Origin of the sequence: Flavobacterium sp. HSC-61S13 (genome assembly GCF_024171535.1) — a bacterium.
Classification (GTDB): Bacteria; Bacteroidota; Bacteroidia; order Flavobacteriales; family Flavobacteriaceae; genus Flavobacterium.
The window spans coordinates 479,040-493,592 of sequence record NZ_JALJZV010000001.1 but is presented as its reverse complement, the minus strand read 5'-3'; the positions used below and the strand labels follow the sequence as shown (position 1 = coordinate 493,592).

The 14,553-nt window shown below is 28.9% G+C and carries 8 protein-coding genes, 1 other RNA gene and 1 pseudogene; 1 reads left to right on the top strand and 9 read right to left on the bottom strand.

From position 1 onward, the window contains the following. The first annotated feature begins 370 nt into the window (after positions 1-370). Positions 371-767, top strand: a transfer-messenger RNA (tmRNA) gene (gene ssrA, locus L1275_RS02090). A gap of 961 nt (positions 768-1,728) precedes the next feature. On the opposite strand, the gene L1275_RS02085 is transcribed toward ssrA, so the two are convergent. The 9 genes and pseudogenes from L1275_RS02085 to L1275_RS02045 form a co-directional block, all read right to left on the bottom strand. Beyond that, a complete protein-coding gene (locus tag L1275_RS02085; RefSeq protein WP_253469201.1) occupies positions 1,729-2,127 on the bottom strand; it encodes a hypothetical protein in 399 nt (132 codons plus the stop codon). 21 nt (positions 2,128-2,148) lie between these two features. Beyond that, the gene (locus L1275_RS02080; RefSeq protein ID WP_253469199.1) at positions 2,149-3,024 is read right to left on the bottom strand and encodes a hypothetical protein; all 876 of its coding nucleotides are present in this window, start codon (positions 3,022-3,024) and stop codon (positions 2,149-2,151) included. Positions 3,025-3,100: 76 nt separating this feature from the next. Then, on the bottom strand, positions 3,101-3,826 hold the full coding sequence (gene qatD, locus L1275_RS02075) for a Qat anti-phage system TatD family nuclease QatD (RefSeq protein ID WP_253469196.1): 726 nt from the start codon (positions 3,824-3,826) through the stop codon (positions 3,101-3,103). Continuing rightward, positions 3,827-5,149: a Qat anti-phage system QueC-like protein QatC gene (gene qatC, locus L1275_RS02070; protein ID WP_253469194.1), complete on the bottom strand. Its 1,323-nt coding sequence runs from the start codon at positions 5,147-5,149 to the stop codon at positions 3,827-3,829. Next, positions 5,136-5,996 (bottom strand): hypothetical protein, encoded by an 861-nt coding sequence (locus tag L1275_RS02065; protein ID WP_253469192.1) that lies wholly within the window; start codon positions 5,994-5,996, stop codon positions 5,136-5,138. The genes qatC and L1275_RS02065 overlap by 14 nt, the downstream gene beginning before the upstream one ends. Continuing rightward, a complete protein-coding gene (locus L1275_RS02060; protein WP_253469190.1) occupies positions 5,996-7,876 on the bottom strand; it encodes a P-loop NTPase fold protein in 1,881 nt (626 codons plus the stop codon). Before L1275_RS02060 ends, L1275_RS02065 begins: the two co-directional genes overlap by 1 nt. Before the next feature lie 179 nt (positions 7,877-8,055). Further along, a complete protein-coding gene (locus L1275_RS02055; RefSeq protein ID WP_253469189.1) occupies positions 8,056-11,049 on the bottom strand; it encodes a P-loop NTPase fold protein in 2,994 nt (997 codons plus the stop codon). 206 nt (positions 11,050-11,255) lie between these two features. Then, positions 11,256-11,492: pseudogene (locus L1275_RS02050) on the bottom strand (DUF4138 domain-containing protein); the annotation flags it as partial. A gap of 591 nt (positions 11,493-12,083) precedes the next feature. Further along, on the bottom strand, positions 12,084-14,546 hold the full coding sequence (locus L1275_RS02045) for a phosphocholine-specific phospholipase C (RefSeq protein WP_253469187.1): 2,463 nt from the start codon (positions 14,544-14,546) through the stop codon (positions 12,084-12,086). Between the last annotated feature and the right edge of the window lie 7 nt (positions 14,547-14,553).

Sequence of the window (14,553 nt, the reverse complement as noted above, 5' to 3'; positions counted from 1 at the left end):
AATATATTTATTTTATAGATATTAAATGGGACGATCTACTTTGATTGATGCTTGTAAGTCACAAACCAATCTATAATGTAGATTCCATAAAAGTATTGTTAAGGCTATTATTAGTATAATCTTCCAAATTTAAGCTTATTTAATCCTTTTGCAAAGGAAAATGGCGATTTCATTTCGCTGCCTTAAAAAAATTATTAATTATTCAGGTATGATTCAATTCTACGATAAGATATCGGGTTGTTTAAAACCAAGTGAAGGCTGTTTTGCCAATATTTTAATAAATTTTAAATCGCCAAAAACACGGCAGCTCTCGATTTTTTATTTTATCTTTGCCATTCGTTCTTTTGTTTTATCTAAACAAATAACATTTGGGGTCGATTGGCTTTGACAGCAAGTGGAATTAGATTGTAAGCATGTCGAGCGCTGAAAAACAGCTCGTAAATATCATTTTTCAAACTTTTCAAACGGCGAAAATAATTACGCTTTAGCTGCTTAATCTGAATTATAGTAAGATTTGCCTAGTTCTCACCAGGTGAGAAAGCTAGATTCTCCAAAAAAGCCTTGGTTTGTGGCGTTTTAATTAGGAGAACCGTAAAAATAAACCTAGGAAACCTTTAGTCTCGACGGGTTTTTGAAATTAAGAGAATAAGCGACAGGTGGCGGTTCCTAGCCAAGCTTGTCGACGAAAAACTAAGAAGGAACTAAACATGTAGAAAGCTTTTTGATTGCTTGTTTGGACCCGAGTTCGATTCTCGGCGACTCCACAAATAAAAAAGTCTAACTATTGATAATTAAATAGTTAGACTTTTTTTATATCCAAATCTGTACGCTTTTATTTTTCGGATCCTTTTATATACTCATTTGTATGTTGTTTTATCTTTACTTTTTTGTCTAAAAAGTAATGTTTTTACTATATTTCGTAGTTAATAATTGTTAATCGAATAAGTTAAAAAAAAAATTATACTGTAAAAGTTACATTTGGGGTATTCTTCTTAAAAACTAACTTTAATAATAGCATTTAAAATAAGGTGTTATTTTTATCCGTAAGATTGATATATTAAAAAAAGAGATAAATCCTAAATTTTAGGTTTTATCTCTTTTTTTTGATATCTTATTTATCTTCTTGGATCAAAAGTATTAAAGAGGGATTTACACCCTACTCCGTAAGTCTTATAAATAGCTGCTTTCTCTTGTGTGCCATGAATTAGCTGAGCTTTTAAATCGATGATCTTTCAAGTATTTCACTTCATTCAATATCAAAGACAAAAAATATTTTAATCAACTTTAATTATAAATCATAATATTCAAAATAAATACAGTTGATTTATCTAAAAACAACACTTGATGTTCTATTGAATAAAGATCTATTTTAAAAAAATCTCCACTCTTTTCTGCCATTTCATAGCAATAAAATCTTTTGTTCGAAACTTTTTTAATAGATTTCTCATTCTTAGTTATATAACATTTAGGTATAAATAGATGAAATGGTTAAGTTCTTTTATACCATTTACTTATTGAAAGATTCAAACGTATACTCCCTCCTGTTACTTCTTGTATATCTTTAATTTTTCTTTCCAAAATACAAACAAATAGCATCTGTGTTTGACACAACTTTTCTATTATCTCATCTTATTTTAGTACCAAATCTTTTAATTTAACCAGCTGATTATCTTCTGTTATAATTTCAAATAGATTAACCTCATTAGGGCTTAAATCTTTTATTGATTTTTAAAATCTCTTAGTTACCTTAGAAGAAAGTAGGTTAATAAGCATTTCTCTTTCAGTATAGTTTCTTTTCACATCATTTAATCTTTTGGTATAAGGAATAATCATACACAAAATATTTGCTATACTTTCATGTATGTCTTTTTCCTCTATCCCCCTCCTTTGAAGATAATTATTAACAATACTTGTTATTTTACAAGAATCTAAATGAGAGATATTCTTCCTATTTTCAAAAAAAGGTCCTAGAGTTGAGTTCTTCGGTTGCCTACTAAACTCAATTTTAACATTACAACTAACACATGTAAAACTATTTCTATCGAAATCTGAATAAGAATTATCAACTGTATAACAATCAATATTATTACTTATATTTCTATATTTAGCAATAGGCATTCTATGCATGTTACTTATTTTTATAAAAAATTATTTTTTATAATTCATTACTTGATTAATTGCTGCTCTTAAAACTTGCAAACTTATTCTTGCAGTATGGATGTCTGGATTGAAACCACTATATAATTGTTGATAAGGATGTATATAATTTCTAAAATCTCTAAGACTATGACTAAATTTTTTTACGTCTTCTCTTAAAATGTTATTTTCATATGCTACATTAATAAAACTATTCAAATTCCATTCCTGAAACTGTCTAGGTTTACCTTCATCATTTTTTGGAGTAGAATTTGCTGTATTGAATTCTTTTGGAAACTTGGTGGCAACTCCTAATAAAATCCCTTCTAATGTACTTCCACATAAAAAAATAACGGAAAGAGGTGAATCAGAAGCCAAACAATTCTCTATTTCCTCAATTCTTAATTTTAATATTTCAGTAATAGAATACTCCAATTCTAGTTTATCTAAATTGACTTCTGAAAAAACCCTATTTAAGAATTGGTCTTCTTTTATATCTTTATCATTAGCTATATGAGATGAATTTTTATTAAAATACGCATCATCAATCTTTTGGAAAGTTATTTCCTTGCCATTCCTGATAACTATCCAATTATCAAAAGATAAATACTCATTAAAAGTAGCTATATGAGAATCCAACTCGTTAAATCTACCTATAAAATTCAGAGGTGAAAACACTGCTCTTAAACATTTATCCAATTCAGGTGTTCCATTTATTTTTATTAAATTATTTTCTGTATATAACCATCTTGAAGGAAAACCTTGCCCATATATATCATTAAAACCTAAATCATTAAAAAAATCAACTAATTGAGGACCTGACCTGTATTCTGTTTCTTCATTAATTAATTCTCTGAGTTTTTGAATCGTTTTTTTTTGAATTATCATTTTGTATTCTATATATAAAAAAATCAATTAGATTTTCATTAATTAATAACTATTTTTAATGTTTATTTTTATGTTATTATAAATTATTTATCAGATTCTTAAAATTATTCCTAATTATTTCTTTCGATTGTTCAAATGAAACATTCCATATTTTGGCTAAATACAATAGTACATCTTCAACTTCACCAGGCATCAAGGGAATATTTTCTCTTTCAATAAAAGGCCCATCTGTTTCTGTTAATATATTATTTTTAGGTATTGTAGATATTATTTTTTGTCCCGACGCCGATTTTATCATCGCTGAATTTATTGAAAAATAATATCCTTCCTGTACTATTCTTTTGATCAGATTTAACCCTCCAGAATACCAATGAAAAATAGCATTCTTAATTCTGTAATTTATTAAATTTTCTAATACTTCATTTTCTGCTTTTCTTGAATGTATACTTAATAGTTTTTTTTGACCAGATACCAACTCTAAAATCTTTGTAAAAGACTTCAACTGCATTTCTTTACTAGTAATACCTATTTTAGAAAAATCTAATCCAATTTCACCTATATATGATGTTTGATGAAAATATTTTTCAAACAAATGAAATTCACTATTATGTAACTCTACATATAATGGATGCATTCCTAAAGACATTCTGACATGCTTTTTTTCATCAAAAAAAGGTAATCCCATTTCAAAATGACTAGGTAAATTAGTCATCGAAATAATAGTTATTTTATTGTTCTCACAAAACTCTAATATTTCTTTGGGATTTTTATATAAATCAATATGGCAATGAGTATCTAACATTTAGAATCCTGCTTTATTTTTAATTATAGAATTTCCATTTTTAGTAAACCAATTTTTTAATTCAGCTCTTGTACGCCCAACAACTTCAACATAGTTTTTTAATTTATCAATATTTTTAATACCATTCACTATTAATTCTGTTTTAATATCCTCTTTAGTTATATCCTTTCTAAGAAAATCTAAACAAATGCCTACATCTTGACCCTTTTTAGTTCCAAATGGTATTAATGAATTAATGCTTGAACCATATTCAGTTTCATCAATTTGATTTAGTAAAGAGGCTTGACGATATATACAAGGCATACATACTCCACAATGGGTTGCAGAACGCTTTATCCAAGTTTTTCTATGGCCTCTCTTCCCACATGAATTTGAAAAACTGATTATCTGTCTTAAAAATTCTATATCCTTACAACTATCAACCATTTCACCTTTAGTATTAAATTCATAAGGATTAGATATATCACTATTAATTTTTAACTTACTTAAAATTAAATTAGTCATATCCAATACAAAAGGGTGTGTTGTTCTTGTACTACAAGAAGTTCTTCTTGATGGACTTAACGGATAATTTAAAGACACTGACCCATTTTCAGGTACAACAATATCTTTAACATTCTTTCCTTGTGAGATTATAAGAGCAATCCCTATAAACAATATTGAGCGACTTCTGAATGTAGTTTCTCGTTTTGTAGTTGTTTTAGATAATGTTACTTTAACTGAAGGAATGTAATCAAACTGTCCTTTATATTGTTTATTCAACAACATTAATAAATATTCCTGATCCCTTTTAGGTCCTTTCATTTGAGGATCATAATGTGAGGTAAATAAAACCTTATCATCAGGATGTGTACTTATATAATCAATTGCACCTATTAATGAATCTAATCCACCAGAAAAAAGATTAACTTGTTTAAAACTTTCTTGAAACTCAATTGCCAAAGTAAACTCTGGAGAAATATATGTAGATTTATAAAATTCTATAGTCCAATAATCTCCTGTCAAAAAGGATAATAATTCTTCTAAATTCTCTTTTACATTATTCCAAATATCCATATCTGAAACAGGAAATTCAATTTGTAGTTCCCTAGACCATCCATCAACTGAATGATACTTACGGTTTATGAAACGATCAATACCATAAACAGCACAAGAAATAAAGAAAAAATCTCTCACTTGACTTTTAACTAAGTTTGCAAAAGGAAGTAAAGTCTTAAAATCGATGCTTACTGTTGAAAATTCTTCCTCTTCCCCTGATAGTCCTATGGATAAAATCCCCGATTTATTATTATAAATCGGGCTATGTACTTTAATTCTTTTCATTACAAATAATCTTTATAATTGAATCAAATATTTTCTCAATTTCTTTTTTACCTTCATCCTTATTCCAATCTATTTTGGATACAGCTCTTTGTGTATTTAAAACTTTTACTCTACCTAAGATGTCATCTTTTATAACTTTAAAAGTGTCCTTACTAATTTCTTCTCCTTTTTGTTGTTGTATTTTTTCTTCAAAACGCTGGGATAAATGTTCAAAAATATATAACCCCCAAAACTTACATAATGTATCCGATAGTCCTTTACCATCAACCAATTCTTTTATTAAATTTTGATATTCGTTTACATCATTACCTGATTGAAATGCAATTTCTTTCATAATCTCACATGATGCTTTATTCGCAGCGGTCTCATCCATCCCCTGATTTGAATCTGAACAATAAATTAATAAATAGTCAATTACATCATTGAAAGATTTTCCCTTAAGTGAACCAAAACCAATATCAGTTAAGGCTTGATCAAGACCATTATTAGCGACATTGATAAAGAAACTAGTAAGTTTACTCGCAGACTTCAGTCCTGCTTTACCAATAGAAGATGATTTACCAGATGATATAGCTTTACGCCCACCACCTGTTTTTACTAGATTAGTAAATAGTGATTTAACATGTTCAGTTCTTCTATCAGATATTTTTTTATACTGTTTAGAACTATCACTAGCTATCTCTTTTTCATTATCATTTTTGTTAGATTCTTTCTTATTCTTCTCATCATCTTCATCAAGCTTTTTTTCCTGTTCTAGGGTCTTAGCTATTTGAGTAATTGAATTTGCTAAATCCCCCCAGTTGGGTTGATTAACTACTCCTGGATTGATTCTTTGTGTAGTTCCCATTAATTGTCAGCATTTATATTATTATAAATTGAACTTTCTTTACTAAACAGATTATATAGTTTTTTTACACCTGAATTCTTTGATTCAATTAATTTAAAATTTTGTGCAAGGCTGAATGGAATTTTATTATTATCTACTTTCTTAATGACTCTGATATAAGCATCAATGACATTTGGACAATTTTCAGCCATTAATTCAATAAAAGCTTCATGCATTTCAGTCTTTTCAGGAGCTTTAGTAAGTTCTTTTTCAAGTAAAGACATTAAAGTAGTATAATCATCGCCATTTAATTTATTTTTAATCTCTTTAGATACTGTTCTAGTTAAGGCAGAACCTGAAACTGGTTCAATTAACTTCTTAACTAATGATCTAATATGTGGTGATATTAATGAACTACCACTTATTGATGTTGTTAATTGATCTCTTGTAATCCAATAATAATCCCTTAAATCTATTCCTGTTAATATTGGTTCTGCATTTAACCATTTTACTGATTTTTCAGTCCCCCAATCAGCAGAATATTTATCTTTGATAATATCAATGCTATTTTTACTTGCAAGTGATTCTAATTCTATAATTTCTTTAGACTCACCTTTTTGTGTTGATTGCCATTCATAAATTTGTCTAAATAAGCTTTGTGAAGAGTATTCAAGTACCATTAACTTAGCTAAAACATCCATTTTAAAATCATGTATTTTAGCTACCCTTACTAATCTATCTCTTAATGAATAAGTATTTAAAAATCTCTTAATTTGGCGGGGATTACCTTTTAATCCTTCAGTAATAATAGGAGCTAATGAAGCAATTATTGACACACTACTTGTTAACTTACTTTTCTCTTCGGGTTTAAGTATTGAATCAATATCACCTAATCCAAATACATCGTATCTATTATTTTCTCTAGTTGAATAAAACGCTTCTAAAACCTTATTAAAATTACTACCAAGCTCTTTTTGACAAAATAGCAACGATAAATATGTTTCCACCTCATTATCAGTTAATTTGGGTAAATAATAAGGAACTTGTATTAATTTTTCTAAATAGTCACTAACAATTCTATCATTTCGACTTTCTACATCTGAAGAATTTTCAATGCCATCGGTTTTGTATCGTAATTCTATTGCATGTCTGACAATTCTTGGATCTGCTCCAATTACAAAAGCCGTTTTGTCAACATTCAAAAATAATTTTATAGCTTCTAAATTTTCAATTAGCCTATCTGGAGTACATCTATCTAAATCATCTATAATTACAACTAATTTTTTAATATTTGATTTATCAAGCATTTTTTTGAAATCCTCTCTAAATTCACGAACCATTGTGATTTCGTCATCTTCATTCTTCCTGATTATACTATTTAAAAAATTTTCGGCCTCTTCACCTTGAAGTTTATCAGATAATTCTGTAGCATCTAATTGAGAAAACTCCCTTAATAAGTATGGAATTAATGAAACACCCCCTGTAAGGTAAGCATTAGCTGCAGGAACAGCAATCTTTTTAAATCCCAATCCCATTAAACGCATCCACTTTACAGATTTAAAAAGTTTACTCGTTTCATCCTTAACTTTTGATCCCAGTGTTTTATGTTTAGCAAATTTTTCTATTATAGATTCCAATAGAGCAGCTTTTGCGTCATCATATCCTTCGAAAACCCATCCATTAAAATATAAAACTAAAGTTCCATCTCTAAAACCATCTTTATTGTCTCCTATTAACTGTTTTTCAACAATTTTTAAAACACTGGATTTTCCACTACCCCAATCTCCAAACACACCAATTGTTACTGGGAGTACATTCTCATCATTTATAACATCTACTAAAAGATCCGCATGAACTTTAAAGCCTAGTAAATCATCAGAAGTTTCATTATCTGCCCACATAATTATCTGTTTTTTTAATAATTTTCACATAACCTATATAATCAAAAGTATCAAATATTTTTATACTAATAACTATAAAAAAAGCAAACCATAATTTATTCTTAGTTAAGAACAAATTATGGTTTGTTTTTCATCGTCCGTTATTGGAAAGAATAAATACTTTCATCTATTTCAAAATATTAATTTTCTTCTTCAAACAAATAAATAAAAGAAGTCGATGTCAAACTATTTATAATAACATTTCCATTATAATCAACTTTAAAATTACCTTCTACATTAATATTTTTATTAAAGGGCATATTACTTCCTTTACTCGAACCTAATCGAGCAGTAAAATACAGATATACGTTATCAATTTTAAAATCTCCCTCAAAAACGTTTAATAATAATATCTTAGATTCTTCAATATTTATATCTATAACCTCAGCTCCATAATGTCCAGGATTAGTATTTTCCAATATTTCATACCATAATAATATTGAATCATTTATCAGTACTTCTTTTAATTGACCTTTTAAATTATTTAATTCTTCTACCTCCTCAAACAGATTTTCGTCAATTTTATCTTGGACTACCCCATTATCTCTATATTCAATTGGCTCAAAGCTATTGTTTGAATATAATTCCCAAAAATTTCTGACTTTATCTATATAAGATTTTTTATTGAGTTCATTTTTATATAAAACCTCTTCAAAATTATCTTTTGTCTCAAATATTTGCTTCCAGTATCCATCACAGGTAATACTATTCCATTGTGGATCGAAAGATTTCATACCTAATTTAACAAAACTATCAAAATACTTGTCAGGATTCTTTTGAATTAATTCTCTAACCCTTAAGCAACAATCTTCATCTAAAATTATATTTCCCTGATTACCAACTAAATCATTAATACAAGATAATAACAATTCACGATGTAAAACGTTATAATCTTTATTATCATATAAATACTTATTGAAATTATTTATTGAAATTTTTAATATCTCTTGATGTTCAAATAGGTACAATTTATCATTTAAAATAATAGAAACTATTAAATCTTTAACTATTAAATAAGGATAAAAAGGTTCATTACTCTGTAATTTTTCTTTTAAAAAAAGTTTAAAATTATCAATACTATCAATTAAACCAATTGCTGCTAAATCTTTAACAAACTGAACTTTAAACAAATTCAATAGTTTCTCTTTTATTATTATTTGATCTATAAGATTCCCATTAATGTAAAACAATAAGTTAATATATTTAATAATACTATCATTATTCTTTAATGACTCAAATCTGATTTTATCAATAAATTCTAATAGTTTATTAACATTATTGTTAATAATATTTTTATTAATCTCTTCTTTTACAACTCTCTCTTCCTTATCAAATAATAGTTTAAAATAAACAGCTGTATTTTTATAATCTTCTACATTATCATTTTCGTCAAAATAAAAATCGAACATATCTCTATTCCCTATTGAGTTTGGGTTCTGGATATTAAAATCATTAAATAGTGCCTTTAATATAGATAATATACTTTTATCTATACTTTCTTCAACTTTTTGCTTCTCACTTTTTGGACTCTTATTTACATCATTCCCATAGTCTAAAAAATCACTTTTAAAGTGTTTTACACCTATTGTCTTTAATAGACTATCCAATCTTAAATTCAGATCAATAAATAGTCTGTTATGTGATGCATCTATATCAACAAATTGTATACTAGAAAACATTTCTGTTTGTATAGTTAGGTAAATATTATAATACCTATATTTTATTAAACTAAGTAAAAAATACTCTTTAAAAACTAATATATCTTTAACTAAATAGAACTGATTATGGAAACTGTTTAAAAAGCGTTTAGCATCTCTTAGGGTTTTGATATTATTTACTATATGAAACTTTAAATCGATTAATTCCTTTCTTAAATCAAATTGAAATTCATCACTATTAATAATCTTATTTCCAAAAGTATCTGTTAACACCTCTTCAATAAAATTATATATTATTGTTTTAGGGATTGCTGGTAGAAAAATCTCCACGTTGAAAAATTTATCTGAAAACAAGCTATCTTCATTTGTGTATTTTTCATCAATAATTTTATTAACGTGCTCTTTATCAAAAGCTGTTAAAAACACAGTGTTAGAAAAAGATGCTGTTCCGTCAATTATTTTAAAAACCTCTATAATTTCGTCTGCCAATAAACGATCTAAATCATCAATAATAACAACAATAATCTTATCGATACGCTGAATTGATTGATTAATAATATCCTTTTCATGTTCAATACCTAGTAATTCATTATATCCACTTCTAAAGAAATCAATAAAACTGCTAGAATCTAGAATCTGAAGTGATTTTAGATAATTATTAAATGAATTTGAAAATCTAGAATCATAAATTTTTAATTTGTCAAAAAAGTTTTGAAAAAAATCTACTTGAATAGTATCAATACTTTTTGAATGCCGCGGATTGAATTTTACAAAAATATATTGATCCTCATTCTTTTTAATTTCTTTTTCTAATAAATTTAGATAAGAACTCTTGCCGTACCCCCATTTACCCACAATACCAATACTAAAAGATTTGCCATCAACAAAGATGTTTTGTTCCTTTAGCCTATCAATCTGTCTTAATAAATTGATAACCTTCTTTTTAAAATTAAACTTATCCTCTTTCTCTGAAGAGATATAATGATCTAGTAGAAACTCTATACCTTCTAAAGCACCTACTTTTTTAGGTTTTTCGACTCTCTCTCTTATTATAATATTATTAATAAATGATAAAAACGTAAATAATCCAATTATAGTAAAAAACACATCTAAAATACCTATACTATAATATTCAAAATCAACATTAAATAGTTCTTTTAAACGATACCTGAAAAAAAGGTAAACAAAAAAAGATAAACACAATATACTCTTATATGGTATAAATTTCCGTGCAGTAAATAGCTTTGGAGTTATACTAACAACTAGATATAGTATTAATATAAACATTAGAAGTATTGTTATAACACTATATTCTAAATTGTCTGTATACGGTTTAGATATATTTAGTTCTAACCATTCTACAACCTTAATTTCAAAAGAAAACCAGAAAACACTAAATAAAAAAAGGACCATTAATGATTGTGTATCACTCTTTGTCCAATATCTTTTAATTGATAAAGTATACTTATACTGCATTTTTATAAAAAGCTATTTACTTAAATTATTTGTAAAGCTATTTTATGTTAATATAAAAACCTAATACAAATTAGTAAACCTTTCATTATTTTGAGTGAAATGTAAAGATATAGAGCCATACTACATTTAGTATGGCTCCCCTAAATAATTCAACTGTATTATTATCTAATATGAAACCTTTTAATTTTCTTAGACTTTAAAATATTTTAATTTACTACTTTCAAAACCTGATTCCTTACCCCATTCTTCTCATTAATTTCAATTATAAAAACTTGATTATCAGATAAGATAAACTGGTCTAACATAAAGACATTGTCTTGTTTACTTTGATTATTAATAATCTGAGAATCACTATAACTTCTAATCAGTTTCAAACTCACTTCTTGCACTGTAGTGCGTTTTATAGTTCTTCTATCCTTAATTTTAAAACTAATATAGTTAATGTTATTATTAAATAACTATGTCCATCAAGGATTACGTAAAATAGAAAACAATGTTTACTAAGCAAAAAGCACACAGCGTATAGTGATGTTAATCAGAGATATATCATTTAAAATTTTTCAATATTTTTAAGTAAATTAGAAGTATATTCATGTTGTATTATTAGTTAGTTTTAAAGAAAAATATACTAGGAATTTATATAGAAAAACGTGTATGCTTTCTGTACGTTCTTGAAGTAATATATAAAACAAAATCATTAATACTAAATGGTTAAATATATATATATATCAGTAAATTGAAAATTTGTATTTTGATTGTTTTAGAGATATTTTACCATCCAATTCTTTCGGCGACTCCACAAATAAAAACCGCTAACCCTATTTAAAGGTTAGCGGTTTTTTGTTGTCTTTTAGTGATCGGTAAAATTGGTATGAGCCACTATTGTTTTTTATAAGATCCTCAATAGTTCAATAATGGTTGATGCAACTGCAAGAAACTTTGTATTCAGGTTTATAGTGCCCTAAAAAGACTCATACTACAGATAAACAGCTAAAATCCAATTCACCCCAGTTTTAAAAACACTAGATTTCTTACTATTTCGAAAAACTGGCCATGTAAGGATCTGTAATACTGCTTTTGCCATTTTCAATATGACCAGCATAATGGTAATTAAAAACTTCATGATCAGCAAGGGATATCTGAACATCATACCAACCTTTAGAATCGGTATACTGCAGCTCTACACGTTGTTCTGAGTATGCGCCGACTACGATCTTATCGCTTTTTTTGGTGTAAATTACATCTTGTACGTAAAAAGATAAATTTTGACTGGATTTGTTCTTAAGTACGATACTGAGGGTTTGATTGCTATGCGTTAATAAAAAAACACCCACATTAGGGTCGTTTTTAGCGCCTTTAAAGCTTCTATAGAACCCATTGAAACTATGAATACCCAAATCATAAATACCTCCGTCAAAATCCGCGATATTCCATTGATAATTTAAAGGATCCTCTTCGTTGACGCTAAAATTCCAATTCTTACCGCGCTCTTTTCGGTAACTGCTATGAGCATACACTTGTATGGGCGCTAAGTATTCCTTATTTTTCAGTTTATTGGCTTCAATTGAGAAATCGATATTTAAAACACCGTTGTCCAGGTTCAGGTTGGCATTGACATTATAGGGCAAACCACAGGCTTTTTTCACACCCTTTTCTTGTTTTGGAAAGTTCTTTAAACGATTCCAAACTTTGTTTTGCTCCAATTCAGCTTTGGAATACGATGAAAAACCATGTGGTAAATTTTTGTCTTTTGCTGATAAGATTCGTTGTACATACTGATCTCTATCCACTAAATTGATCGCTAAATCGCCGAGATCATTAGCCGGCTGGAAAACCGAAGTCAAGTTACTACAAGTTCCCTTTCTCCATGCTGACAGGTTGTTTTCAACGATTTTTTTACCGGTTTTCTTTTCGATAAAATATTCTAAAAACTGTAAGGTCGAAGTCAAATCACATACCTCTGAGTTTACCCATCCTCCTCTAGTCCACGGCGAAGCAATAACCATGGGAACTCGAAACCCCAAACCTATAGGGCTCGAAATACTGCTTTTTGCATCCCTTTTTTTCTCCTGTGCCTTGGTTACCCATTCGTCCTGTGTATCGATTTTACTGGAAACTTTACCTTGGCTGGAGTCGGTGTTCAAGGGAGGCACAAACGGAGCCACATGATCAAAGTACCCGTCGTTTTCATCGTAGGTTAAAATGAAAATAGTCTTTTTCCAAATTTCAGGATTTTTTGTTAGTATATCTAAAACTTCGGATACATACCAGGCCCCAAACCAAGGAGCTCCAGGGTGATCTGAGAAATTACACGGCGCAACCAACCAACTGACCATCGGCAATTGGTCTTGTTTCACATCCTTTCTAAATTGATGGAATATATCTCCTTTGGGTACCTGTACTTTTTTTGTTATACCATCTTCCTCGTATTCTATTTCTTCTATTTTATGATAATCCGGATCATCAATATTGGTTGTAAAGGCTTTGTTATGAATATTTTGCTCTAGGGCACTTAGAGAACTAAATGCCTTTGGGGAATATTTTTGGATATAATCCTCCAACATTATTTCCTCTTTTTGAAGCTTTTGCTTCTCTAATACAGTGAGTTCTGTTTGTCCTAGTTGCTCTTGCACACGAGTTAATTCTAGCTCTTTAAACCGTATATGTGCTTGGTGAAAACGAACGTGATACTGTTTGTAAAACTCCAAATTATTATCGGTAAAATTAGCCAACCACGATTCCTCTAAATCTGTAAATCCAACAGGGACACTCAATTCATTCTGATACACTTTCCAAGAAACATTGTGTTCTTCCAGCCGTTCAGGATAGGTTTTCCAGCCTACATCTTGATAGTTTATTTGTCCATTATTGACATGAGCCATGGAATTGGGATCCCGTGGATTCTCTCTAATAGCACCGGCCCAGAAATAAGATCTATTGGCGCTGGTACCGGTCAATGAAGAACAAAAATGTTGGTCGCACACTGTAAAGGCATCCGCAAAAGCATAGTAGAAAGGAATATCTTCGCGAGTAAAATAGCCCATGGTAAGCGGAATATGGGAGAATTCTTTGTTTCCTGGTTTTTTTGCTATCAACCATTGATTCATTTTTCCGTCATTTCTAGCTTCAACCATGTCTTTCCAACTGTGGGGCAAGCTTCCCATCCAAGTGATCTTCGTGTTTTCTATGTCAAGGCGAAAAGGGCCATAAATAGATTGGTCTACATCGGTTTGAAACCAAACAGGTAATTTATCGGGTTGCTGGATAACCCTTGGATCGTTAAAACCGCGAACCCCGCTTAAAGTACCATAGCAGTGATCAAAAGAGCGATTCTCCTGCATTAAAAATACGATATGTTCGGCATCTAAAAAGGTTGATCCCGACTCTGCTTCTATACTCAATGCGCGCTGAATGGATAAGGGCATCGCATTTAAAACGGTTATCCCCCCCATAAAAAGGGAGGATGTTTTTATAAAATCTCTTCTAGTAGTACTCATATCGATC